General features: G+C 70.9%; 11 protein-coding genes. 4 read left to right on the top strand and 7 right to left on the bottom strand.

Going from position 1 to position 26876, the window contains the following annotated elements; all coding sequences use genetic code 11:
• Positions 1 to 13: 13 nt before the first annotated feature.
• The gene (locus AC07N1_RS00405; RefSeq protein ID WP_494669955.1) at positions 14 to 12208 is read left to right on the top strand and encodes a hypothetical protein; all 12195 of its coding nucleotides are present in this window, start codon (positions 14 to 16) and stop codon (positions 12206 to 12208) included.
• Between the two features lie 57 nt (positions 12209 to 12265).
• Here AC07N1_RS00405 and tpiA read toward each other — a convergent pair whose 3' ends face one another.
• The 3 genes from tpiA to AC07N1_RS00390 form a co-directional block, all read right to left on the bottom strand.
• Entirely contained in the window at positions 12266 to 13021 is a 756-nt protein-coding gene (gene tpiA, locus AC07N1_RS00400; RefSeq protein WP_494669954.1) for a triose-phosphate isomerase, read from the bottom strand.
• 95 nt (positions 13022 to 13116) lie between these two features.
• Positions 13117 to 14970 carry a phosphoenolpyruvate carboxykinase (GTP) gene (locus AC07N1_RS00395; RefSeq protein WP_494669953.1) on the bottom strand — a complete coding sequence of 618 codons (1854 nt, stop codon included), beginning with the start codon at positions 14968 to 14970 and terminating at the stop codon, positions 13117 to 13119.
• A gap of 288 nt (positions 14971 to 15258) precedes the next feature.
• Entirely contained in the window at positions 15259 to 16767 is a 1509-nt protein-coding gene (locus AC07N1_RS00390) for a DHA2 family efflux MFS transporter permease subunit (RefSeq protein ID WP_494669952.1), read from the bottom strand.
• A gap of 232 nt (positions 16768 to 16999) precedes the next feature.
• Between AC07N1_RS00390 and AC07N1_RS00385 the strand changes: the two genes are divergently transcribed.
• Complete coding sequence (locus AC07N1_RS00385) at positions 17000 to 17686, top strand: DOPA 4,5-dioxygenase family protein (RefSeq protein WP_494669951.1); 687 nt, start codon at positions 17000 to 17002, stop codon at positions 17684 to 17686.
• Between the two features lie 10 nt (positions 17687 to 17696).
• On the opposite strand, the gene AC07N1_RS00380 is transcribed toward AC07N1_RS00385, so the two are convergent.
• The gene (locus AC07N1_RS00380) at positions 17697 to 18992 is read right to left on the bottom strand and encodes a spinster family MFS transporter (RefSeq protein ID WP_494669950.1); all 1296 of its coding nucleotides are present in this window, start codon (positions 18990 to 18992) and stop codon (positions 17697 to 17699) included.
• Between the two features lie 335 nt (positions 18993 to 19327).
• Between AC07N1_RS00380 and AC07N1_RS00375 the strand changes: the two genes are divergently transcribed.
• Entirely contained in the window at positions 19328 to 21640 is a 2313-nt protein-coding gene (locus AC07N1_RS00375) for a TonB-dependent receptor (RefSeq protein WP_494669949.1), read from the top strand.
• A gap of 167 nt (positions 21641 to 21807) precedes the next feature.
• Here AC07N1_RS00375 and AC07N1_RS00370 read toward each other — a convergent pair whose 3' ends face one another.
• Complete coding sequence (locus AC07N1_RS00370) at positions 21808 to 22743, bottom strand: LysR family transcriptional regulator (RefSeq protein ID WP_487290908.1); 936 nt, start codon at positions 22741 to 22743, stop codon at positions 21808 to 21810.
• Positions 22744 to 23102: 359 nt separating this feature from the next.
• On the opposite strand from AC07N1_RS00370, the gene AC07N1_RS00365 reads away from it, so the two are divergent.
• Positions 23103 to 24380, top strand: coding sequence for a lipase family protein (locus AC07N1_RS00365; RefSeq protein WP_494669948.1), 1278 nt, complete (start codon positions 23103 to 23105; stop codon positions 24378 to 24380).
• Positions 24381 to 24510: 130 nt separating this feature from the next.
• Here AC07N1_RS00365 and atzF read toward each other — a convergent pair whose 3' ends face one another.
• Together atzF and AC07N1_RS00355 are read right to left on the bottom strand one after the other, a co-directional pair.
• Positions 24511 to 26259, bottom strand: coding sequence for an allophanate hydrolase (atzF, locus tag AC07N1_RS00360; RefSeq protein ID WP_494669947.1), 1749 nt, complete (start codon positions 26257 to 26259; stop codon positions 24511 to 24513).
• Entirely contained in the window at positions 26256 to 26876 is a 621-nt protein-coding gene (locus tag AC07N1_RS00355; protein ID WP_494669946.1) for an urea amidolyase associated protein UAAP2, read from the bottom strand. The genes atzF and AC07N1_RS00355 overlap by 4 nt, the downstream gene beginning before the upstream one ends.

Genomic DNA, 26876 nt, shown 5'->3' with positions numbered 1-26876 from the left:
CAGGGGGGCATTCATGGTCGCGAGCAAAACGGCGTACGCGCGTATCGCAGCATTGTTGGAAAGCCTGGTCGTCTTCACCGACGCCGCCGGGCTGTCGGCCGCCGATCGTGCTTCCGCGCGCGCCCAGATCGCCGATATCGCCGACCTGCTGTCGGGGCGCCAGGATCCGGCGGCCCTTGCCCTTGTCGCGGGCTTCCAGAAGCTCACCGCGCGGCTCGACGCCCAGGAGGCGGCCGAGCGGGTCGAGGCGACCCATCACGAGCCCGCCGGACGAAACGAGAGCGGTAGGGCGCGCAAGGTCCCGGTTTCCAAAGCGCGCACCGCCCAGGGCCGACGCCTGACGCGTGACCTGCGGCGCGTGGCCGCCATGGTCGCGGCCGCGGCCACCCTGTCGAGCGCTGTCCTGTCGTCCAGCCCGGCCCGAGCGGCGATCCCGACCTACAGCGTCGGCGCGTCGATCACCAATCCGCTGACCGGCGCCAGCGAGACCGTCGAGGCGATCGTCAACGGCGCGGTGGTTCGCACCAAGGAAGGCCACCTGATCGTCATCGCCACCACGACCGGCGACACCTTCCAGGCGGGCGACTTCGGCACGGCCGAGACCGTCAAGGCCAATCCGGGCGATCCGGACCCGCCGCCCGCCGCCAACAAGACCTACACGGTCACCGCCCCGATCATCAGCGGCGGCAAGACCGTCGGCGTAAAGGTCAAGGACGGCGGCGGCGTGGAATACACGCTGGACCTCGTCACCTCGGCCTCGGGCAAGCCCGCCGACTTTTCGGGCGGCTTGGCCGCCGGTACGGGCCTGAACTACACGCCGGCCATCGACGACAAGAACACGCTGAGCTTCATCAAGGTCGGAGACAACGGCAAGGGCGGCAGCGACGGCGGCGGCGTCCGCATCTGCTTCGGCGTCCTGGGCTGCCTGACCGTCGGCAAGAACGCCGGTTCCGGCGGCAACGGCCAGGACGGCCCGGCCATCAACGAGACGGTCGACGCCAGCAAGGGGCCGATCACCAGCGTCTCCGACAAGCTGCCGGGGATCGTCGCGGCCAGCTACGGCGGCAACGGCGGCAAGGGCGGCGACGGCTGGGGCGTCAACGTCCCGGGGGCTTCAGGCGGCACGGCCGGCAAGGGCGGCGACGTCGTCCTGCACACCGACGTCAAGATCACCACCTCGGGCGACGAGTCCCAAGGCATCTTCGCCCAGAGCCGCGCGGGCACCGGCGGGGCCGGGGGCAAGGGCTACATCGCCTCGGGCGGCGGCAGCGGCGGCGCGGCCGCCCAGGCCGGCTCGGTCTACGTCTACAACAGCGGCGACATCTACACGACCGGCGACAAGTCGGCCGGCATCCAGGCCCAGAGCCTGGGCGGCGGCGCGGGCGGCGGCGGCTCGAGCTACGGCATCGTGGCCGATCCGGGCGCGGGCAGCGTCGGCGGCGACGGCGGCCTGGTGTGGGTCGAGAACACCGGCTCCATCGGCACCGAGGGCGTCGACGCTTACGGTATTTTCGCCCAATCGATCGGCGGTTCGGGCGGGGCGTCCGGCTCGACCGGCGCGCTGGTCAGCCTGGGCACCGCCAACGGCGGCTCGGGCGGCAATGGCGGCGCCGTGACGGTGAAGGCCAAGCAGGGCTCCAGGATCGTCACCACCGGCAAGGGCGCCAGCGGCATCTTGGCCCAGTCGGTCGGCGGCGGCGGCGGCGTCGGCGGCTCGGCCGCCGGGCTCGTGGCCCTCGGTTCGGGCGGCGGATCGGGTGGCGACGGCGGCGTGGTCTGGGTCGAGAACGCCGGGTCGATCGAGACCACCAACGATCTGGCGCGCGGGATCTTCGCCCAGTCGGTGGGCGGCGGCGGCGGCACGGGCGGCGACGCCGGGGCCCTGGCGGCGATCGGCGGCAAGGGCGGCACGGCCAGCGACGGCAAGGCCGTGACGGTGATCAACACCGGCGACATCACCACCCACGGGGCCAAGGCCAGCGGGATCTTCGCCCAGTCGGTGGGCGGCGGCGGCGGCGACGGCGGCTCGTCCGGCGGCGTCTTCCTGACCATCGGCGGCGGGGGCAAGAGCGGCGGCGATTCCGGCCTGGTCACGGTCAGCCACGGCGGCCGGATCGAGACCACGGGCAACGACTCGCACGGCATCTTCGCCCAGAGCGTGGGCGGCGGCGGCGGCAGCGGCGGCTCGGCGACCTCGGTCAGCGTGTTCGCCGGCGTGGCCATCGGCGGCCAGGGCGACAGCGGCGGGACCGGCGGCGACGTCACCGTCAACCTCACCCCGACCACGGTGGTCCAGAACGGCCAGACCGTGATCGTCAATCCGCTGATCAAGACTGGCGGCGACCGCTCGCGCGGGATCTTCGCCCAGTCGGTGGGCGGGGGCGGCGGGGCCGGCGGCTTCGCGTCCCAGACCAGCGTGGGCTACGGCGTCGGGGCCAGCATCGCCCTGGGCGGCGACGGCGCGGCCGGCGGCTCGAGCGGCCTGGTCACCATCGACGGCGACGTCGACATCATCACCAGCGGCGAGAGCGCCGAGGGGATCTTCGCCCAGTCGGTGGGCGGCGGCGGCGGGGCCGGCGGTTTCGCCATGTCCTACAGCTTCGCGGCCGGCGAGACCGCGGCCGGCGCCTTCGCCATCGGCATCGGCGGCACGGGCGGGGCCGGCGGCGACGGCGGCGTGGTCGACATCGACTCCGGCGGCTCCATCCAGACCGACGGCCGGTTCTCGACCGGCCTGGTCGCCCAGTCGGTGGGCGGCGGCGGCGGCACGGGCGGCTTCGCCCTGACCTTCGCCGGAGCGGGAGCGGGGGGTCTTTCGATCTCGGCCTCGGTCGGCATCGGCGGTTCGGGCGGCAAGGGCGGCGACGGCCTTCTGGTCGACACCAGCTTCGACGGTTCGATCCTCACCAGGCAGGACGACTCCGGCGGCGTGCTGATCCAGTCGGTGGGCGGCGGCGGGGGTGGCGGCGGCTTCGCCATCGCCGGTTCGCTGTCGGCCTCGGCGGGCCTGGGCGGCGCGCTCAGCGCGGGCGTCGGCGGCAATGGCGGCGACGGCGGCGACGGCGGCGAGGTCATCGGCTACATCGGCGGCCCCGTGACGACCTATGGCGACCGCTCGACGGCGGTGACCATCCAGTCCCTGGGCGGCGGCGGCGGCTCGGGCGGCTTCGCGGTGGCCGGCTCCCTGGCGATGGGGACCGGGGCGCTGGCCGTGGGCGTCGGTGTCGGCGGCTCGGGCGGCGGCGGCGGCGACGCGGCCAACGTCAAGGGTACGGCCGACGGCGCGATCCTGACCGACGGCGTGCAGTCGGGCGGCCTGCTGGTGCAGAGCGTCGGCGGCGGCGGCGGTTCGGGCGGCTTCAGCATCGCCGGCGGGATCGGCGCGGGCAGCACCGGCGCCGGCGCGATCAGCGTCGGCGTGGGCGGCTCGGGCGGCGGCGGCGGCGACGCCGGTAACGTCACCGGCAAGGCGGGCGGCGGCGTCGTCACCCTGCAGGACCAGTCGAACGGCGTCACCGTACAGTCGATCGGCGGCGGCGGCGGCAGCGGCGGCTTCAGCGTCTCGGGCGCGATCGGCCTGGGCGGCACGGGCAGCGGCGCGATCGCCGTCGGCGTGGGCGGTTCGGGCGGCGGCGGCGGCCACGCCAAGGGCGTCACAGCCGAGGCGCAGAGCATTCTGACGGTGGGCGACCAGTCGACGGGCTTCCTGGCCCAGTCGGTGGGCGGCGGCGGCGGCTCGGGCGGCTTCAACATTTCCGGCGCCCTGTCGGCGGCCGGCACGGGCAGCGGCGCGATCGCCGTGGGCGTCGGCGGCGCGGGCGGCCTGGGCGGCCATGCCGGCGATCCGCTGCTGGGCGAGACCGTCCATGCGACCGTCAACGGCTCGGTCGACACCTGGGGCGACGGCTCGGCGGGCGTGATGGCTCAGTCGATCGGCGGCGGCGGCGGCTCCGGCGGTTTCAACGTCTCGGGCGCGGTCGCCCTGGCCAACACCGGCGCGGGCGCGATCAGCGTCGGCGTGGGCGGTTCGGGCGGCGGCGGCGGCAACGCCAGCGAAGTCGACGCCCTGGCGCACGCCATCACTACGCGCGGCGACCAGTCGGGCGGCTTCCTGGCCCAGAGCGTGGGCGGCGGCGGCGGTTCGGGCGGCGTCAACATTTCCGGCGCTGTCACCCTGGCCGGCACGGGCGGCGGCGCGGTTAGCGTGGGCGTCGGCGGATCCGGCGGTACGGGCGGCGTCGGCCGGCGGGTCGGCGCGAGCGTGATCGGCGACGTCGCCACCGACGGCGAGAAATCCGACGCCGTGGTCGCCCAGTCGATCGGCGGCGGCGGCGGCTCCGGCGGGTTCAACATCTCCGGAACCCTGGCGGCCTCCGGCACGGGGGCCGGCGCGGTCAGCGTCGGCGTCGGCGGGGCGGGCGGCACGGGCGGCTCTTCGGGCGCCGTGACCCTCGACGTCATCGGCGAGATCATCGCGGCCGGCTACGACAGCGACGCCATCGTCGCCCAGAGCCTGGGCGGCGGCGGCGGCGACGGCGGCTTCAACGTCTCCGGCAGCATCGCCCTGGCCGGCAAGGGCGCGGGCGCGGTCAGCGTCGGCGTCGGCGGATCGGGCGGCGGCGGCAGCCAGTCCGACAAGGTGACCCTCAACGCCTCCAGCGCGGCGGCGGCGGGAACCAGCGGAAAGATCTATCTGGCGATCACCACCGACGACCGCTCGCGCGGCGTCGTGGCCCAGAGCATCGGCGGCGGCGGCGGCAACGGCGCCTTCAACGTCAGCGGCGGAATCTCGGCCGCCAGCAACATCTCCGGCGTTGTCAGCGTCGGCGTCGGCGGTACGGGCGGCGGCGGCGGCGCGGCCGGCAAGGTTGACGCTGTTATCACCGGCGGCGTCGCGACCTATGGCGATGAATCCGAGGCCATCCTGCTGCAGAGCATCGGCGGCGGCGGCGGGACCGGCGGCTTCAACGTCAGCGGAGGGCTCTCGGGCAGCAGCTCGTCCGGCGTCAGCATGGTCGGGGTCGGCGGCGCGGGCGGCGGCGGAGGCGGCGGCGCGGTCGCGGGCGGCGTGAAGGCCAAGATCGAAAGCGACGTCTTCACCCAGGGCGACAAGTCCGGCGCGATCGTCATCCAGAGCATCGGCGGCGGCGGCGGTTCGGGCGGCTTCAACATCAGCGGCGGCTTGAGCCTGGGCAAGGGCGGCGCGTCGGGCGCCGTCGCCGTGGGCGTCGGCGGGGCCGGCGGTCTCGGCGGTGCGGCCGGCGTGGTGGAGGCCAGCGTCACCGGAACCGTCAGCACCGACGGCGACGACGCCATCGGCCTGCTGATCCAGTCGATCGGCGGCGGCGGCGGCAGCGGCGGCATGAATATCTCGGGCGCCGTGTCCCTGGCTTCGGAAGGCACGCTCGGCGTCAGCGTCGGCCTGGGCGGGGCCGGCGGCGGCGGCGGTACGGCTGAGTCCGTGACCTTCGTGCGCCAGGGCGACACCTACACCAGCGGCGCCAATTCGGACGGCGTCGTCGTCCAGTCGATCGGCGGCGGCGGCGGCACGGGCGGCGTCAACGTCTCGGGCACGATCGCGGGCAGCACCGGCGGCAGCGCCCTGGGCGTCGCCATCGGGATCGGCGGCAAGGGCGGCGGCGGCCAGAAGGCCGGCGCGGTCGACGCGACGATCGAGGGCAGCGTCGTGGCCACGGGCCGGGTCGTGCAGGCCGCGGTCTTCGACGAAGACGGCGTCCAGGTCGGCATCAAGCGCGAGGGCGGCGCCAGCGGCGTCATCGTGCAGTCGATCGGCGGCGGCGGCGGCGACGGCGGGATCAACGTCTCGGGCGACGTGGCGCTCAGCTCGTCCTCGGGCAAGAGCCGCGTGGCGACCTTCGGCATCGGCGGCTTCGGCGGCGGCGGCGGCGGCGCCGGCGACGTCACGGTCGCGATCAACAATGGCCAGAGCACCGACCGCGCCCAGATGGTCGCGGCCGGCGACGGCGAGTCGGCAGTGCTGATCCAGAGCGTCGGCGGCGGTGGCGGGGCGGGCGGCATCAACGTCGCCGGCAGCCTGGCCATGAACGGCTCGGCGACGCTCGGCATCGGCGGCTTCGGGGCCGACGGCGGCATGGGCGGAGTCGTCCTGGCAAATGTCGACGCCGACCTCTTCGCCAACGGCAATCGCTCGCGCGGCCTTTCGGTCCAGTCGATCGGCGGCGGCGGCGGGGCGGGCGGCATCAACATCTCGGCCGGGATCAAGGCCGCCTCCACGACCAAGGAGCCTGTTGCGGCTTTCGGCGTGGGCGGCTTCGGCGGCGCGGGCAACATCAGCAAGGACGTCACCGTCGTCCAGACCGGCCAGGTGCTGGTCGAGGGCGTCGAAGCCATCGGCGTGCTCGTCCAGTCGATCGCCGGCGGCGGGGGCGACGGCGGGCTCAGCGTCACGGCCGCGGCCAGCAACGGCAGCAACAATGCGCGGGGCTACGCCCTGGGCGTCGGCATCGGCGGCCTGGGCGGCACGGGCGCCGACGCGGGCGACGTCAAGCTGACCAGCAACGGCGACATCCTCGTCAACGGCCAGGTCACGACCGACGCCAATGGCAAGACGGTCCTGACGGCGGTCGACTACACCGGCGGCGCGACCGGCGTTCTGGTCCAGTCGATCGGCGGCGGCGGCGGCTCGGGCGGGGTCAATGTCACGGCCGTGGCGGCCAAGGCGGGCAGCCCGCTGGCGGCCGGGGTCGGCGGCACCGGCGGAGCCGGCGGCGACGGCGGCGTGGTCACCGTGGTGCGCGGCGACGTCCTCGACGAGGACGTCTACGCTGGAACCATCCAGACCTTCGGCGACAATTCCGACGGCCTGGTGGCCCAGTCGATCGGCGGCGGCGGCGGCAACGCCGGCGTCAACGCCGTGCTGGTCTACGCCCAGTCGGGCGCCAAGGACGAAGATCCCTCGGTGGCCAGCGTGGCGGCGGTCCTGGCGGTCGGCGGCAACGGCGGCTCGTCCGGCGTCGGCGAGGCCGTCACCGTGATCAACAACGGCGACATCCGCACGGCCGGCGCGGATTCCGACGGCCTGGTGGCTCAGTCGATTGGCGGCGGCGGCGGCAACGCCAACTACAACATCGGCATGGGCAAGGTCGAAAAGACCACGGCCGTGGCCCTGGCGGTCGGCGGCGATCCGACCTCGGGCGGCGTCGCCGGCAAGGTCGACGTCCGCCAGAACGGCGTCATCGTCACCACCGGCGAGGATTCCGACGCGATCATCGCCCAGTCGATCGGCGGGGGCGGCGGCAACACCGCGGTCAACACCGCCATGGCGCTGGGCGCCAGCAACAAGATCTCCGTGGGCCTCGGCCAGGAGGGCGGGTCCGGCGGCCGGGGCGGCGAGGTCGTGGTCAGCGTCAGCGGCCTGCTCAGCACCACCGGCGACAGCTCCAACGGCGTCTTCGCCCAGTCGGTCGGCGGCGGCGGCGGCAAGAGCGGCACGCGCTCGATCGCGGCCCAGACCCGCACCGGCGGCGACAAGGAAGAGCGCACCTACAACGCCGGCCTCACGGTCGGTCTGAAGGGCGGGTCCGGCGCCAGCGGCGACACGGTCAAGGTCGACAGCGACGCGGCCATCGTCACCACCGGCGACGACTCTCGCGGCGTCTTCGCCCAGTCGGTGGGCGGCGGCGGCGGCGCGGGCGGCATGGTGCTGACCAATATCGACACCACCTCGGCGGCCAAGCTGTCGATCGGCGGCGACGGCGGCACGGGCGCCAGGGGCGGCGACGTGACGGTCACCCAGTCGGGCCTGATCGTCACCCAGGGCGACCGCTCCGACGGCATCCTGGCCCAGTCGAACGGCGGCGGCGGCGGCGTGGGCGGGGCGGTCATCGTCAAGTCCAAGACCAAGGTCGCCAAGGAGGACGAGGGCGCGGTGTCGGCGACCCTGGCGGTCGCGGTCGGCGGCAGCGGCGGCGACGCCGCGTGGGGCGGCGTGGTCAACGTCACCAACACCGGTGTGATCGTCACCACAGGCGACTATTCCAACGGCATACTGGCCCAGTCGGTCGGCGGCGGGGGCGGCGTCGGCGGCGCCGTGGTCACGTCCAGCAGCGACGAGGGCAGCGACAAGACGGCGGCGGCGATCAATCTGGGCGGTTTCGGCGGCACGGGCGCGCTGGGCAAGGCGGTCACCGTCGTCAACGAGGGCTATATCTGGACCCAGGGCGACTACGCCTCGGGCATCTCGGCCAACAGCATCGGCGGGGGCGGCGGCAACGCCGGGATCATCTCCAACACCCTGACGGTCGACACCAAGGAGAACACCACCTTCCGCGCCACCCTCAATGTCGGCGGCAGCGGCGGTGACGGCGGCAAGGGCGGCGACGTCCTGGTGATCAACCGCTCGGTCGCGGGCGACGCCGATAGCGGCAAGATCGTCACCGAGGGCGTCGATTCCTACGGCGTCTTCGCCCAGTCGATCGGCGGCGGCGGCGGCAACGGCACGGCGATCCGCTCGATCTCCAACCTCAAGTCGGGCGACGGCAGCACCGTGGCGGCCCTGAACGTCGGCGGCTTCGGCGGCACGGGCAATAGCGGCGGCTCGGTCACGGTCCAGAACAGCGGCCTGATCGACACCAGCGGCGACGGCGCTCACGGCGTCCTGGCCCAGTCGATCGGCGGCGGCGGCGGCAATGGCGGCATGGTGCTGGCGGTTCTGCGCTCGGCCGCCCAGGACACCACCAAGCCCCTGATCTCGGTCGGCGGGGCCGGCGGCGACGGCGGCGACGGCGGGACGGTGCGGGTCGAGAACACCGGCACGATCGTCACGCGCGGCGCCAACGCCAACGGCATTCTCGCCCAGTCGATCGGCGGCGGCGGCGGCAATGCCGGCGTCGGCCTGTCGCTGGTCGGCGACGTCAAGAGCCTGCTGGTCACCGGCGCGCTGAACGCCCTGATGGGCGCGGTCGGCGGCGGCAAGGGCGGGCAGGGCGGCGAGGTCACCGTCATCCAGTCTGGCGACGTCACAGTGCTGGGCGAAGGCTCCCAGGCCGTGGTCGCACAGAGCATCAACGGCGGCGGCGGCACGCTGAAGCTGGACTTCTCGGCCGTGCGCGGCATGACGGGCGTGCCGTATCTCGACAAGGCCGGCAAGGTCGTGACCGATCCGCGCCTTGCGGCGCGAGCCGGCGCGCAAGGCGTGGCCGACATGAACGCCGCGGCGGCCAGGATCATAACCACCGGAGGCCTGGCCGTGGCCGGCGACAACGGCGCCGGCGCCTTCAACCAGGCGATCGGCGGCGGCGGCGGCGTGCTGACCATCAATCTCGACTTCGCTGGCGACGAGGCGCCGGCCGCGTCCACCGACGCGCCGATGCATGTCGATGTCGCCCTGGGCGGGGTCGACGGCGTGCGCAATGCGGGCGGTACGCTGACCGGTACGCTGGTCGGCGACGTCCTGACCAACGGCGGCAACACCGCCGGCGTGCTGGACCAGTCGATCGGCGGCGGCGGCGGCCGCGCCGTCATCGATCTCTCCGTGCCGCACGGCGCGACCATCGGCGCGGTGGAACTGGCCCTGGGCGGCTCGGGCGGCGTCGACGAGACCGGCGGGGCGGTGAACCGCACCCAGACCGGCGCGATCGCCACCACGGGCGACCTGGCGACGGGCGTCATCCTGCAGAGCCTGGGCGGCGGCGGCGGCCTCGGCTCGCTGGACCTGACCGGCCAGGGCGCCTCGACGACCAAGCCGAATGTCAGCCTCGGTTCGGCCGGCGGTTCGGGCCTGGACGGCGGCGTGGTCACGGCCGGCTTCACCGGCGACCTGGTCACCTATGGCGACTACGCCTCGGGCCTGGTCGTGCAGTCGATCGGGGCCGGCGGCGGGGCGGCGACCCTGTCGGGCGTGGTCTCCAGCACCCTGGCCCTCGGCGGAACCGGCGGCGCGGAAGGCGACGGCGGCGACATTCTGCTCGGCCATGCGGGCGCGATCGGTACGAGCGGCAAGGGCGCGCACGGCGTCTTCCTGCAGAGCATCGGCGGCGGCGGCGGGGCGGTGTTCGGCGCGTCGGGCGCTTCGGGCGTGAGCCTGTCCAAGGCTAACACCGGCGACGGCGGCGACATCCGCTTCACCCAGTCCGGCGGCCTGCTGGCCGAGGGCGAGGGGGCCTACGGGATCGTGGCCCAGACCCTGGGCGGCGGCGGCGGCTGGGTCGATGGCGTCTTCGCCGGTTCGGCCGGCGGCGCGGGTCGCGGCGGGGCGATCACCCTGAACCTGTCCGATGCGGTCCTGGCGCTCGGCAAGGACGCTTCCGCCATTTTCGCCCAGAGCTTGGGCAAGGATGGCGCGGGCGACATCCGCGTGGTCCTGGACGGCGCGGTGCGCGGCGGCTCGGGAACCGGCGTCGGCCTGAAGATCGACGGCGGGGCCAAGAACCTCGTCACCACCTCGGGCCAGATCTCGGCGGTCTCGGGGAAGGCCATCGACGCCACCGACGGCGACGAGACCGTGCGCAACAGCGGCGTCGTCATCGGCGACATCGACCTGGGGGCGGGCGTCAACAGCTTCGCCAACAACGCCGGCGCGACCTTCGTGGCCTATCACACGATCGACCTGCGCGACGCTGTCGGCGTCCACGGCCTGTCGGACGAGGTCACGCTGACGGCCCAGGGCGTGTCGACGGCCGCAGCGGGCTCGGCCGCGACCTTCACTAACAGCGGCGACTTCCAGATGGGTCTGAGCGCCTCGCGCGTTCCGATCGACCTGGCCAAGGGCGAAGCGTTCGGCAACCTGGACGCCGCGAGCAATCCGGCGACCAATCCGCTGTATGGCGCGCGGGTGATCAACACCGTCGCCCTGGACGGCCACTTCGAGCAGACCTCGACCGGCCACCTGGCCTTCGACGTCGCCTACGGCCCCTATGCCTCCGACCGGGTCAACGTCACCGGCGATGCGACCGTGGCCGGCGCGGGCGACGTGGTGCTGACCTGGCTGCAGGACGCCAAGCCGGTGACCCTGTTCGCCACCGGCGGCAAGGCCACCGACGCCGGGCTGAAGATCACCGACACCCTGGCGATGGACTACCGGATCGAGACGACGCCGACCGCGATCCAGCTGGCCTTCACCAGCCACTTCGACCAGGGCTTCCTGAACCGGAACGGCCAATCCCTGGGCCGGCACATGAACTCGGCGATCACCCTGGGCGACTCCAGCGGCATCGGCCGTCTCATGGCCCTGATCGGCAACCTGCGGGTCGGCGAGGAGGCGTCGTACGCGACGATCTTCCGCAACCTCAGCCCTGAGCCCTACCTGGCGCCGCTGCGCAGCCAACTGGCGACCTCGAACAGCTTCTCGCAGAAGCTGTTCGGCTGCGCCCAGCCGACCCGCCGCGTGGATGGCAAGTGCTCATGGGCCTCCATCGAAACGGCCTCGACCAAGGGCGACGCCGACGCCGAGGTGTTCGGCACGAAGGCCGAGGGCGGACGTCTCAGCGGCGGCTTCGAGCAGCCCCTGGCCGGCGACTGGTCGCTGGCGGCGGGCGTCGGTTTCGAGCGGCTGGACAGCGTGCTGGTCGACGGCATGCGGGCCCGCTCGCGCGGCCAGGGCTTCACCGCCGGGGCGGGCGTCAAGCGGCGCGCCGACACCGGGGCCGAGATGGCCTTCTCGCTGTCGGGCGGTTGGCAGTGGATGGAGACCGCGCGCAGCGTCGACGTCTTCGCCAGCGGGCGCGGCGAGGCCGAGCCGCAGAGCGGCTATGTCCGCGCCGACGCGCGGTTCGCCTATGTGATCGAGAACGGACGCCTGTTCGTGCGGCCGGCGCTGAACGTCTGGGCCACCGGCCTGCACCAGCAGCGCTTCGCCGAGAGCGGGCTGGACGGGATCGGCGTCAACGGCGTCTCGCACACCCAGCTGCTGGCCGGCGCCAATCCCGAGGTCACCCTGGGCTTCGTCTTCAAGGAGACGCAGAAGAGCCAGGCCGCGGTGTCGTTCACCTTCGGCGGCGTGTTCAACTCGTCCGACCGGATCGAGATGCCGTTCCGGCTGGCCGGCGCCAACCCGGCCTCGGCTCCGGCCGAAATCCGCACGGTGCTGGACAAGACCGCCTACAGGCTCGGCGCCGACATCCACGTGATCGGCGACGACAAGGTGGCCGTGCGGTTCAACTACGCCACCGAGTTCGGCGACCGGACCAGGAGCCAGTCGGCGGGCCTGAACCTGCGCGTCCGCTTCTAGGCCGCGTCATGGCAGATCGACGGCCGGCCGCGACAAGGCGGCCGGCTGTCGCGCCCGTCAGGCGGCGATCGGTTTGCGGCGGGCGCTGGCGATGATCGGCAGGAAGGCTTCTGCCGTCAGGCTGGCGCCGCCGACCAGCACGCCGTCGACATTGGCGACCGCCAGGATTTCGGCGGCGTTGTCGGGCGCAACCGACCCGCCATAGAGCAGGCGAACGCCGAGCCCCGCCTCGCCGAGGGCCTTGGCGCAGGCGGCGCGCAGGGCCGCGTGCATGGCGGCGATGTCGGCCAGCGTCGGGATACGGCCCGTGCCGATCGCCCATATCGGCTCGTAGGCGACGGAGAGAACGCCGCCGGTGGCGTCGGCGGGCAGGCTGGCGATCAGCTGTTCGGACACCATGGTCTCGGCCCGGCCGGCCTCGCGGTCCTCCAGGCGTTCGCCCACGCAGACGATCACCGACAGGCCGTGGGCGAGGGCGGCCTGGGCCTTGTCGCGCACCGTGGCGTCGGATTCGCGATGGGCGGCGCGGCATTCGCTGTGGCCGACGATGGTGAAGGCCGCTCCAGCGTCCTTGACCATCGGCGCCGATAGGCGGCCGGTATGGGCGCCCTTGTCGGCGGGGTGGATGTCCTGGGCGCCGATGCGCAGGGCGCCGGCCATCTGCCCGGCGGGAATGAGCAAGGTCGCGGGCACGGCTACCCCGACCTCGATGGTCGAATGGTCGGCCGCCGCCGCGCCGATCGCGCCGAGGACGGGCAGGTCGTCCATCCGTCCGTTCATCTTCCAGTTTCCGACGACGAGCTTGCGCGGCATGGGTCTCTCTGAGGGCATGGATGATCCTCGGCGCGCTTACGGCGGCCGTTGGGTTGGAGGAGGGGCGGCGCATCGGCGCGCCGCCCGAAACGAGGTCAGGCCGTCTCGAGGACCCTGACCGGTGAAACCGCCGTGGCCAGCCGCGCCCGCAAGGCGTCGAGCTGATCCCACAGCGCCTGGGGCAGTCGCTCGCCGAACTGGGCGTAGGCCTCGGGGATCAGGGCGGCCTCGGCGCGCCAGATCGCGGGATCGACGCTGAGCAGCAGGTCGAGCTGGGCGTCGGTGAGATCAAGGCCGGCGAGGTCGAGGTCCTCGCGGCCCGGCAGCCGGCCGATCGGGGTGTCGACGGCGCCCGCCTCGCCCTCCAGCCGCTCGACGATCCACTTGAGCACACGGCTGTTGTCGCCGAAGCCGGGCCAGACGAACCGGCCGCCCTCGTCCTTGCGGAACCAGTTGACGAAGTAGATGCGGGGCAGCTTGGCCGGATCGGCGCCGGCCCCGACCTTCAGCCAGTGGCCGAAATAGTCACCCATGTTGTAGCCGCAGAAGGGCAGCATGGCGAACGGGTCGCGGCGCAGCTCGCCAATCCGGTTCTCGGCCGCGGCCGTGCCCTCCGAGGCGACGTTGGAGGCCAGGAACACGCCGTGCTCCCAGTCGAAGGCCTCGGTGACCAGCGGCACGGCGCTGGCGCGGCGACCGCCGAACAGGATGGCCGAGATCGGCACGCCGGCCGGGTCTTCCCATTCGTCGGCGATGGCCGGGCACTGGCCGGCGGGTACGGCGAAGCGGGCGTTCGGATGGGCGGCGGGCTCGCCGAGCTCGGGGTTCCAGGCGCGGCCCCTCCAGTCGGTCAGGCCTTCCGGCGGCGCGTCGGTCAGGCCTTCCCACCAGACGTCGCCGTCGGCGGTCAGCGCTACGTTGGTGTAGACGCAGTTGGCGTGCAGGGTGTCGACGGCGTTCTGGTTGGTCCTGGCGCCCGTGCCCGGGGCCACGCCGAAGAAGCCGGCTTCCGGATTGATGGCGTAGAGCCGGCCGTCCACGCCGAAGCGCATCCAGCAGATGTCGTCGCCCACGGTCTCGGCCTTCCAGCCCGGCAGGGTGGGTTGCAGCATGGCCATGTTGGTCTTGCCGCAGGCGCTGGGGAAGGCGGCGGCCACGTAGCGCACCTGGCCGGTCGGCGAGGTCAGCTTGAGGATCAGCATGTGCTCGGCCAGCCAGCCCTCGTCGCGGGCCATCACCGAGGCGATGCGCAGGGCGTAGCACTTCTTGCCCAGGAGGGCGTTGCCGCCGTAGCCCGAGCCGTAGGACCAGATCTCGCGGCTTTCGGGGAAGTGGACGATGTATTTCTCGTCGTTGCACGGCCAGGCGACGTCCTGCTCGCCTGGCCCCAGCGGCGCGCCGAGCGTATGCACCGCCGGCACGAAGAAGCCGTCCTCGCCCAGCGCCTCCAGGGCCTGGCGGCCCATGCGGGTCATGACCCGCATCGAGACGGCGACATAGGCGCTGTCGGTGATCTCCACGCCCAGGGCGCTGATCGGCGAGCCGACCGGCCCCATCGAGAAGGGCACGACATACATCGTGCGCCCGCGCATGCAGCCGTCGAAGAGGCCGTTCAGCGTCTGGCGCATCTCGCCGGGGTCGCGCCAGTTGTTGGTCGGGCCGGCGTCGGCCTCTTCCCGCGAGCAGATGAAGGTGCGGCTCTCGACCCGGGCCACGTCGCGCGGATCGGAGGCGGCGTGGAACGAGTTGGGGCGAAGCGCCGGGTTCAGCCGCTTGAGCGTACCGGAGGCGACCAGCACGTCGGTCAGCGCCGTCCATTCGGCGTCGGAGCCGTCGCACCAGTGGATGGCGGCGGGTTTTGTGAGGGCCGCGATCTCGTCGACCCAGGCCAATAGGCGCGCGTGTCTGGTCGGCGGCGCTTGCGCGCCGGCTGCTTCCTGATGGGGCATGTCTCGTCCTGCTGCAAGGTTTGGCGCACTGTCGGCAGCCTTGGCGGGCAACATAACGTCATGAATTTGAATAGATAGTCGGCGGAAGTTGTGACAACGTTGTCTATTGTCGCGACCGTGGATGTCGATCGAAAGTTGTGCAGAGCTGACGCGGCGTCACGGCGACGTGTGTCGCTTATCGATAGCGGCAGGCTCTCTATTGATATGATGATTGCGGCCGACCGTGCAGCAGCGTCGCGAAAATCGTTGTCTGGTATCTGAAGAACAACTTGAGCCGGTTGGCGACAGCTAGCCGCGCTGGCGCTGTCCGCTGAGGTCGGCGCCGGCGTCGGGAGCGAAGCGACGGTTCCAGATCGTCGCGGAGGCCGAGATCGCCGTGACGATCAGGAAGGCCAGGGTGAAGTCGGCCAGCCGCGGCGAGGCGTGGTCGCCCGCCAGCATGCCGACGTGCAGGGCCAGGGCCCCGGCGCAGACCCCCAGCGACAGCATCAGTTGCTGGAAGGTGGCGTAGAAGCTGGTCGCCGCGCTCATCCGCTCGGGCGGGATCTCGTCATAGGCGATGGTGTTGTAGGCGGTGAACTGGAACGACATGCAGAAGCCGCTGACCATCAGGGTCAGGAAGATCAGCCAGATCGGCCATTCGGGGCGGAACAGGCCGCAGACCACGTAGCCGGCGCTGGCCGCCAGGCCGCCGACGATCATGCTGTTGCGAAAGCCGAAGCGGCGCAGGATGCGCGGGGCCAGGCTCTTCATCGCCAGCGAGCCGATGGCCCCGGCGATGGTGATCGTGCCGCTGGCCGCCGCGCTCATGCCGAAGCCCAGCTGCAGCATCAGAGGCAGCAGGAACGGCTGGGCGCCCTGGGTGATGCGGGTCAGCGAGCCGCCGATCACCGACAGCCGGAACGAGGGCACGGCCATCAGCGACAGGTCGAGGATCGGGTCGGCGCGCCGGCGGGCGTGGCGCAGGTAGAGCGCGCCTGCGACCAGGCCGACGGCGATCAGCGCCAGGGCCTGGGGCAGCTCGCCGCTGCGGCTGGTCATCTCGAAACCGAACAGCAGGCAGCCCAACGAGGCGCCCGACAGCAGGAAGCCGACGGGATCGGCCCGCACCGGCGTCTCGCCGCGCACCTCGTCGATGAACAGCGTGACCAGCACGATGCCCAGCACGCCGATCGGGATGTTCAGGTAGAAGATCCAGCGCCAGTCCAGATAGGTGACGATGAAGCCGCCGATCGGCGGACCCAGGATCGGGCCGATCAGGGCCGGGATGATCAGCCACGACATCGCCGAGACCATGTCCTGCTTGGCCACCGACCGCAGCAGCACCAGCCGGCCGATCGGGATCATCATCGCCCCGCCGATCCCCTGCAGGAAGCGGGCGAGGATCAGCATCGGCAGGCTGGTCGCCTGGCCGCACAGCACCGAGCCGGCGACGAAGACGGCGATGGCCAGGCGGAACACGGTCTTGGAGCCGAAGCGGTCGGCCAGGCGTCCGCTGGCCGGGATGAAGATCGCCAGGGCCAGGAGGTAGGCGGTGAGGGCCGAACTCAGGCTGGGGGCGGGCACGCCGAAGTCGCGGGCCATGGTCGGCAAGGCGGTGGCCAGCACCGTGGCGTCCATCTGCTCCATGAAGAGGGCGCAGGCGATGATGACGGCGACGAGGCGGTAGGGCGGTCGCTTGCGGTCGTCGATCGCCGGCGCATCGGGCGCGCGGGTGACGCCGTCGGCGGCGGGAACGATGCCGTCGCGGATCTCGGAATTGATCGACGCCAGGCCTCGCCGCCTCAGCCTGGTCACGCGTCCGTCTTTCGGTCGGGAGGCGTGGACGGCGAGACGGGACGGAGCAGACGTAGGGACACGGACGGATCTTGGGCTGTCGAGCGAGCGGGCGCGCAAGCGCCCTCTAGATAGACGCGAATGGCCAAGTCGCCAGCTTTTCTAAATTCCTACTAATTCAATCTCAATTGCGACGAGGATGCAAACGGGCGCTGGATATCCTCAGCCAAGCTTAGTTCCCGCGAGTGTTCCGATGAGCGATCCGACCCCTTCCGCCCGCGCCGTGACGCACGACGAGCCGGAGATCCAGCGCCGCAACCTGCTGCTGGCGGGCGGGGTGGTCGCCGCGGCCGCGGGTCTCGCCGCGCCGGGCGTGGGCAAGGCGGAGGAGGCCTCCAAGGTTCCGCCGCCCGCGCGCCAGCCGCGCGCTCCGGCCGGGGGCAAGAGCCCCTGGGGCTACGAAACCTACAAACAGGCCACGGCTCAGCCGGTCTCGATCCGGCCGGGCGAGGCGCCGCTGCCCGATCATCCCCGGGCCTATACCGACATCAAGAGCTATCACGCCCACGTCTATTTCGACGAGGACACCTACCAGAAGGCCGCGCTGCTGCGCCGCTGGGTGTCTGAGCGGTTCGCCGTCGAACTGGGCGACTGGAACCTGACGCCGCGCGGACCGCACGTGACGCCGTCGTTCTACTTCGGCTTCACCAACGACCTGCTGCACGTGCTGCTGCCGTGGCTGCAGCTCAACAGCCTGGGGCTGACGATCCTGCTGCATCCCAACACCGACGACCCCCGCTCGGACCACCTCTACTACACCGCCTGGATCAACCGCTCGCAGCCGGTGAACGGCTACGGCATGAAGAAGCCGGGCGAGGGCGAGCCGCCGGTGGAGCTGATCTACCCCAACACCAAGCCGTTCCTCCCGATCGAGACCTGAGCCGGATCGGTCAGGCCGGGATCGAGCGCTTCAGCCGGGCGGCGGCGAACACCAGGCAGGCGCCGCCGGCCACCGCGCTGAGCTGCATCAACGAGATCGACGAGGCCAGGCCGTCGGCCGCGCCGCGGGCGACGAACAGGTCGCTGAGCCAGCCGGTCAGGAACGGGCCCACGCCCATGCCGATGACGTTGAGCACGAACAGCATGCTGGCCATGCCGACGGCGCGCAGGCGAGGCGGCAGCAGCATCTGGCCGGCGGCGAACAGCGGGGCCGAGAAGGCCGAGCCGGCCAGTTCGGCGATGAAGTAGCAGAGATAGGCGGTCGGTCCGCTGGTCTGGAAGAACAGAAGGATCGCAGGCCCCATGACGCCGATGCCGATCATCGGCAACCACAGGTACCAGCGGGCGTCGCGGCCTCCCAGGCGGTCGGCGGCGAAGCCGAAGATCAGGGTGCCGACGAAGCCGGTGACGCCCTGCAGCAGCCCGCTCAGCGAACCGACCTCGGTCGAGCTCATGTGCTGCACGCGGATCATGTAGGTCGGCACCCAGTTCTCGAAGGCGCTGGCCGAAGCCGAGATCAAGGCAAAGCCCAGGGCGATCGGCAGGAAGCAGGGGTGGCTGACGATGTGGCCGGCGGCTTCCTTCAGCGAGTACTGGCGGGCGTTCTCCTCGGTGGCGGCGTCGAAGGTTCCGCGCGGCGGCTCGCGCACGATCAGGAAGAACAGCGCCGCCACGATCATCCCCGGAAAACCGACGATCAGAAAGGCGCTGCGCCAGCCGAAATGGTCCTCCAGCACGCCGCCGAAGGTCAGGCCCGCCCACATGCCGATCGAGATGCCCAGGCTGTAGACGGCGATGGCCGCCCCGCGCCGGGCCTGCGGGAAATAGTCGGAGATCAGGGAATAGGCGGCCGGCGAGCAGCCGGCCGATGAGACCGCGATACCGAACCGCGCCAAAGCAAGGCCCATGAAATTGCCCACGAAGCCGCTGATCACCGTCAGCGTGCTCCAGGTTCCGATGGCGGCGGCGATGATCGCCCGGCGCGAGCCCTTGTCGGCCAGGCGCGCGATTGGAAAGCCCGCCAGCGAGTAGAGCAGGGACGAGCCGAAGCCCGTCAGCAGGCCGATCTCGGTGTTGGAGACCTTCAGGTCGCGGCTGATCGGGTCGACCAGGATGATCAGCAGGAAGCGGTCGATCCAGCTGAAGGTATAGACCAGGGTCAGCATGGCCAGCACGATCCAGGCCCGGCTGGACACCTTCGAAGGGGCCGGTGCGGTGGTTGCGTCGGCGATAGCGGCGTCGGCCATGTTGGTTCCGTGGGAGTCTCTGACCCCTCCGACGAACCACGGCGCGTGTCGTGGGTAGATGTCGTTCTGCGCAACCATGCTTGGCGGGCCGCGTAACGAACCGCTGGCCCGCTTGGGAAGCTGCGCCGTTCACTTCCAAATTCGCGCAACCATCATTGTGCAACGCGACATTCTCGCTGGCGGGCTCCTGCCAAATCCTCGCATGGAGACCGGCTTGAGCGAGACGCGGGCGGCCTTTCCGGGAGGAGGAAAGCGCCAGGAACCCGCGCTCGCAGCACCCTCGATCAAGAGGCCAGGCCCGTCCGAAGGCTTTCAAGCTCAAGGGGATAATCGTGATGTATTCGGATTTCGTGACGGCTCGCCGACGCAAGCGCGGCCTGAAGGCGAGCTTGATGGCCGCCGGCATGCTGGCCGCCGTGTCGCCGGCGCTCGCCTGGGCCCAGACGAACGCTACGCCGGCCGAAGACAACGTCGTGCCTGAACTGGTCGTCACCGCCCAGAAGCGTTCCGAGAACGTGCGCGACGTGCCGCTGAGCATCAGCGTCCTGACCGGCGACCAACTGGCCAAGCAGCACGTGGCCAATTACGCCGATCTCGCCCGCAGCACGCCGGGCCTGTCGTTCAGCAACACCGGCAACAGCGGCCTGTCGCGCATCAGCCTGCGCGGCATCAGTTCGTCGCAAGGCTCGGCGACGGTCGGCGTCTATCTGAACGACGTGTCTCTGACGATCCCCAACCAGTTCTTCACCGGCGTGACCCTGCCGCGGCTGTTCGACCTCGACCACGTCGAAGTGCTGCGCGGGCCGCAGGGCACGCTCTACGGCGACAGCTCGCTGGGCGGCACCCTGCGCTTCATCACCAGGACGCCGAAGCTGGGCGGCTATGAGAGCAGCGCCGAGGGCGAGGTCTCGAGCACCGACGAAGGCGGCGTGAACTATCTGTTCGGCGGCATGATCAACGTCCCCGTGGGCGAGAACGCGGCCTTCCGCCTGGCCGTGCAGCGCGAGTACCAGAGCGGCTTCGTCGACCACGTCAATTCGGCCGGCGTCGTCGACAACAAGAACGTCGACGCCGAGCGCACCACGGCCCTGCGCGCCAGCTTCCTGTGGGAGCCGACCGACGACCTGAAGGTCAGCTCGACCGTGCAGTGGCAGCAGACCGACGCCGACGACACCGGCATCACCAAGCTGTCGCTGGGCAAGTTCCAGGAGAACCGCCCGGTGCGCGAGCCCAGCCAGGACACCCTGTTCGCGCCCAGCGTGACGGTCGAGAAGCGCTTCGGCGACCTGACCTTCACCTCGATCAGCGGCTACGCCTATCGCAGCTTCGAGCGCCAGTTCGACGGCTCGATCTACGACAGCGAATACGTCGCCAGCGTCCTCGACGACAGCTATGGCGACACCTACGAAACGATCGCCGCCCTGCCGGGGATCATGCGCAACAAGGACGCGGTGGCCACCTACAGCCAGGAATTCCGCCTGGCCTCGCCGTCGCTGGCCGAGAGCGGCAAGCGCTACGAGTGGCAGGTCGGCGCCTATTTCGCCAAGCAGAAGATCACCAGCCTCGACCACGAGTACGTGCTGGGCCTGGACGCCGCCGTCGCCTCCGAACTGGGCACGACGACGCAGGACGCCCTGGGCTACGCCACGCCGGGCGGCCTGATCGGCTACTTCAACTCGGTGCGCCGCAACAACCAGATGGCCCTCTTCGCCGAGGGCTCGTTCAAGGTCACCGACCGTCTGAAAGCGACCTTCGGCCTGCGCCAGGTCAAGGCGTCCAGCCAATATGCGCTGGAGGAGGGCGGCTGGCTGGCCGACGGCGCGCCGGCCCATGACGATGCGTCCACCCGCTCGGCCCCGCTGACGCCGAAGTTCGCGGTGACCTATGAGGCGTTCAAGTCGGTGTCGCTGTACGCCAACGCCGCCAAGGGCTTCCGCCTGGGCGGTCAGAACAACGCCCTGACCTCGTTCTGCGCGGCCGACGTGCGCAGCCTCGGCCTCTCCGACGCCAAGAGCTACCGGCCCGACAGCCTGTGGAGCTACGAGGGCGGCGCCAAGACCCGCCTGTTCGACGGTCGTGTGACCTTCAACGCTTCGGCCTTCTACATCGACTGGAAGAACGTCCAGCAGTCGGTGCGGCTGTCGACCTGCGGCTCGGTGATCACCGGCAACGCCGGCGACGCCCGCAGCCAGGGCGGCGAGTTCGAACTGCGCGCGGCCCTGACCGACAACCTGACGCTGAACTTGTCTGGCGCGATCACCGACGCCAAGATCACGCAGGCCGCCAAGGGCACCGGCGCGGTCGACGGCTCCAAGCTGCTGGGCACGCCGGAGAACACCTTCTCGGTGGGCTTCGACTACGACCATGCGATCACCGACCGCATCGACGGCTTCGCCAGCGTGAACTGGTCGCACACGGGCGAGAGCTACGGCTCCTACTCGACCACCAGCAAGGACTATCGCCGTCCGTCCTACGATCTGGTCGACGCCAGCATCGGCGTGGACGTCGCCGACATCCAGCTGTCGCTGTTCGCCAAGAACCTGCTGAACGAGGACACCATCATCCAGAAGCCCTCGGTTCTGTTCGTCACCCAGGGCCTGGCGCTGCGTCCGCGCACCGTGGGCCTGAACGTGAAGGCGAAGTTCTGATGAAAGGAAACCTCGCCCTTCGACAGGCTCAGGGTGAGGTTTGCTACTGATCCGCGGCGTCTAAGTGGTCCTCATCCTGAGCTTGTCGAAGGACGAGGACCACGCACTGCCTAAACAGGAAGGGGGCGCTCCTCGCGGAGCGCCCCCTTCTTCGTTCACCCCGGTTTTCAGTTCACCCGGGCGCGGGCCGCCTCGACCTGCTGGATGAAGGCCGCGACCAGCGGCGGCGGATGGCCCTGGCGGGTGATCACCGAGATCTTGCTGGCGTAGGAGAAGGTCTCCGGCGCGACCTTGTGGAAGCGCTTGCCGCCGCCCATGCCCGCGACCTGGTGCTCGGTCAGGAAGCCCAGATAGCGGCCCGAGGCGATCATCATGGCGATCGACTCCATGTGCGTGACCGTCGCCGTGCGCTTGAGCAGGCCGCTGACTCCCAGGCGCTCCATCTCGTGCTCGAACGGGTAGCCGACGAAGTCGTAGGAGGCGATGTCCTCCAGGTCGACCCGGTCGTCATGGGCGCGCAGACGCCAGGCCGGGTGGTCCTCGGTGCAGTAGAGCCAGCTGACCTCCTCGTAGAGGAAGTGGTAGCGCAACTGCTCCATCGGCCGGCGCTCGAACACCACGCCGACGTCGAGATTGTTCTCGATCACCGCCTGCTCGATCAGGTTCGAGGTCGTGGTCGAGATGTTGAAGTGCACGTTCGGATAGGCCGCCTTGTAGCCGTCGAACACCTCGGGCAGGCGGAAGTTGGGATCGCCGACCAGGGCGTCGACCATGCCGATGCGGATGGCGCCCGCGGGGCTGGCGTGGATGTCGCGCACCCGGGCCTCGAACAGGTCGAGTTCGTCGAACAGCTTCTCACAGGCCTCGTGCACCCGCGCGCCCTCGGCGGTCAGGGTGAAGCCGCGCCGGCCGCGCTCGCACAGCCGCGCGCCCAGGCGGATCTCCAGGTCCTTGATGTAGCGGCTGATCGACGGCAGGCCGATCTGCAACTCGGACTCGGCGGCGACGAAGCCGCCGTGCTTGACCACCGTGGCGAAGGTGCGCAGCAGACGCAGGTCGTTGTCGCTGACCCGGCCGGTGAAACGCTTCAGACCCAGTTCCATACTTGGCTCGTCCGACAACAATGATTGCCCATGCGGGCATTCCCGACGACCGGGGAAGCGACGCAATCTGATGCTCGCGATCCACGCTCGACGCCTGTCCGCAATAGCACCGGGCGGGAGGGGGCTGAGATCGCCGGCGGCTAGAAACCGGAAATCCCTGGGGTTTGCTGAAAAGCTGATGGCCGGCGCCTGAATTTTGCGCGGGATGCGTCGCGGGCGAAAACTCGTCGTTCGGCGACCGTCACGCGACGAGCGGGCGACCGGCCGGGAAAGGCGATCTTTCCGCTTTCGGCAACTAAGGCGATCGATCGGGCTGGGCGTCGAAACCGCGCCTTCGCGCCTGCCAGGATCCGCCGCCGATGCTTCGAACCCGTCTTTCCTGCCTTCTCGCGGCCGCGGCCATGGTCACCGGACCGGTCATGGCGCAACCCGTTCCGCCCTCGGCCGATCGGTGGGCCGGAGATGGCGGGGTCACGCCCTTCTATCGCTGGACCGGCGCGACGCCGTCGCTACCGGGCATGATGCTGAGGCGAGAGGTCCTGCCCGCCGAGGACGCGCTGGCCGGCGCCGGCCGGGCCGAGCGCATCCTCTACAGCTCCACCGACTGGCTGGACGCCAAGAAGATGGTCACGGTCTCCGGCGCGGTCTTCTTCCCCAAGGGCGCGCCGCCGGCCGGCGGCTGGCCGGTGATCGCCTGGGCCCATGGCACCACGGGCGTCGCCGACGTCTGCGCTCCGTCGTTCATGCCGCGCTCCGAGCGCGACCAGCAGTACTTGTCGGCCTGGCTGGAGGCCGGCTACGCCATCGTCGCCACCGACTATGCGGGCCTCGGCACGCCCGGTCCGCATCCGTACCTGCAGTCGCGGTCCGAGGGCCTCGCCGTGCTCGACAGCGTGCGGGCGGCGCTGCAGGCCTATCCGGGCCAGCTGGCCAACAAGGTGGTGACCATGGGCCAGTCGCAAGGCTCGGGCGCGGCCCTGGCCGCCGCCTATTGGGCGCCGACCTATGCTCCGGACCTGAAGATCAAGGGCACGGTAGCCACGGGCGTGGTGGCCCACACCAACAACACCCGGGGCGCGCCGCAGGAAGAGGTCCCCAGCCTCTATACCGACCGCGACGCCGGCGGGAACGCGGCCTACGAGATCCTCTACTTCCTGGGCACGGTGCGCTCGCTCGACCCGCAGGGTATCCGCGCCGAGGACTACATCGCCGAAGCGGGCCGCCCGCTGCTGGAAAAGGCCCAGACCACCTGCATGGGCGGCCTGCGCACCTTCGCCCGCGAGATCGCTCTGCCGGTCTCAAAGCTCTACAGCCGGCCGATCGACGCGCTGGAGGCGCGGGCCGACGCCTTGAGCGACTTTCCGGACGTGAAGATCCCGACCCCGGTGTTCGTCGGCACGGGCCTGGCCGATTCCGACGCCCAGACCGTCAGCCAGTACAACTTCGTCTCGGCCATGTGCGCGGCCGGGAACACCGTCGAATGGCGTTACTACCCGCACGCCACTCACGGCAGCGCGGTCATGCGCTCTCGTGCGGACTCGCCTGCCTTCGTCGAGAAGGTGCTGCACGACAAGCCGGTGGCCAACCTGTGTCCGAGCCTGGTTCCGCCGGGGCCGTTGCAGGATCCGGAGGGCTGAGGGCTCCCCTTAAACCGCAAAATCCCCGCGAAAGCGGGGACCCAGGCTTTTCTGAAACCCAAGGCGCTTGACGATAAAACACCTGGGCCCCCGCTTTCGCGGGGGTTTTACGGATGGAGGAGCAGGCGGCTCAAAGGCTGGCGATATAGGCCCGCCAGCCGCCGAAGCCGGTGATCTCGCTCGCCCCGTCCAGCGCGCGGGGTTCGGCCACGAACCCCTTCACCGTGCGGCCGTCATCCAGGGTCACCGAGCCGATGGCCAGCGGTGCCGGCACCTCGGCGGTGAAGCTGCCGAAGGCCGCCAGATCCAGCTCATAGAGCTCCACGGCGATCGGTGCGCCGCCTTCGGCATGCACGAGCGCCGGCTTGGGCGGGGTCGAGTTGGCGATGGCGTAGAGGCGGTAGCTGTCGGCCGTCTTGGCCTCGCCCAGGAAGCGGGCGTTGCGCGAGGTCAGCTGCCAGTGCAGCGGCATGCCTTGCAGGTGGGCGCCCACGACGGCGAGGGTGACGGTTTCCATCTTGTCTCCAAGGTCGAGGGCGGGAGCGGGCGCATCGAGCCGCGCGATGTAGGGGCGAGCCGCTTCGATCAGCGCGCGGTCGGCGTGGGCCGGTCCGATCAGGGTGACGCCGAAGCCGACATCGCCGCCCCGGAATCCCGCCGGCACGGCCAGGGCGCTCATGTCGAGCAGGTTGACGAAGTTGGTGTAGAGGCCCAGCGCCGCGTTCAGCCGGATCGGCTCGGCCTTCATCTCGGCGATGCGGAAGGCGGTCGGGGCCGTGGGCAGGACCAGCAGGTCGATCTCGTCCCACATAGCTTCTGCCTGGCGAGCCAGGGCTTTCAGCCGGTATTCGCCTTCGAACAGCTCGACGGCGGTGACGCCAAGGCCCGCCTCGACGATCGTCCGCACCGTCGGATCGATGGCGTCCGGCTTTTCGGCCAGCATCGTCTTCAGCGCGGCCGTCCGCTCGGCCACCCACGGGCCGCCGTAGAGCAGTTGGGCGGTCTCGCTGAGGAAGTCGATGTCGATCGGCACGATCTCCGCGCCGTCGGCGGCGAAGCGCTCCAGCGCCTGCTCGTAGAGATGAGCAGCGGCCGCATCGCCCAGGAAGTTGCGCTGATGGGGCAGTGGAACGCCCAGGCGCCGGGCCACACGCGGACGATCCTCCAGCGGACGCGAGAACGGATCGGCCGCGTCGAAGCCGGCGGCGACCGCGTCTACTAGCGTCGCGTCATCGAGATCGTGGGTGAAGACGCTGATGCAGTCCAGCGACCGGCAGGCCGGCACGAGGCCCGTGGTGCTCCAGCGGCCCTTGGTCGGCTTGAAGCCGACGAGGTTGTTGAACGCGGCGGGCACCCGGCCCGAGCCGGCGGTGTCGGTGCCCAGGGCGAAGTTGACCAGGCCCGCCGCCACGGCGACGGCAGAGCCCGAGCTCGATCCGCCGCTGACGAATGTGCGGTTGAACACGCAGTGCGGCGCGCCGTGCGGGCTGCGCGTGCCGTTCAGGCCGGTGGCGAACTGGTCGAGATTGGTCTTGCCGACGGGGATGGCCCCCGCCGCGATCAGTCGCTGGACGACCTCGGCGGAAGCTTCCGGCGCATAGGCGAAGTCAGGACATCCCGCCGTGGTCGGAAGGCCGGCCAGGTCGATATTGTCCTTGATCGCGAAGGTCGCGCCGGCCAGCGGGAGAACTTCTCCAGCCGCGATCCGCACGTCGACAGCGCGGGCGTAGTCGCGCACAGCTTCGGGATCTAGGCGCTCGATCCAGACCTGCGGCTGGACGGCGTCGTAGGCGGCGATGCGGGCCAGGGCGGCGTCGGCCGCCTCCAGCGCCGTGATCTCGCCGGCGGCGACGGCGGTCGCGAGCGCCCGCGCGGTCACGCCCGCACCACCATCCGCACCGGCGTCGGGTTGAAGCCGTTGCAGGGGTTGTTGATCTGCGGGCAGTTGGAGACCACCACCGTGACGTCCATCTCCGCCAGCAAAGTCACCGACAGGCCCGGCGCCGAGATGCCGTCGACGATGCCCAGGGCGCCGTCGGCCTCCACGGGGACATTCATGAACCAGTTGATGTTGCTGACCATGTCGCGCTTGTTGCGGCCGGCCCGGCCGTTGGCGTCGAGGAAGTTGTCGACGCAGGCGTGCTGGTTCTTGGTGTGGTGGCCATAGCGCAGCGTGTTGCTCTCGCACGAGCAGGCCCCGCCGATGGTGTCGTGATAGGCGACGTTGGTGGCCACGATCCGCATCATCGGCCGGCCCTCGTTCGACAGCAGCACGGCGCCGTCGCGCAGGAACAGGTTGCCCTGGGCGGCGATGGTGTCCTGGGCGCTGTAGCGTTCGGCGTCGTCGGCCGTGGCGTACATCAGGAAGTCGACCGCCTGGTTGCCCTCCAGGTCGATGATCTCCAGCGCCTGGCCGGCCTTGAGGTCGTGCATCCAGGGGGCGCGGGCGGGCACGACCTCGTCATGGAGGATCGCGGTGTTGAGGTCTTCGCGCAT

This window comes from Caulobacter sp. GW821-FHT09B11, assembly GCF_059418205.1.
Note: the sequence above shows the minus strand (reverse complement) of the source record. Positions and strands in the feature narration are given on the sequence as shown.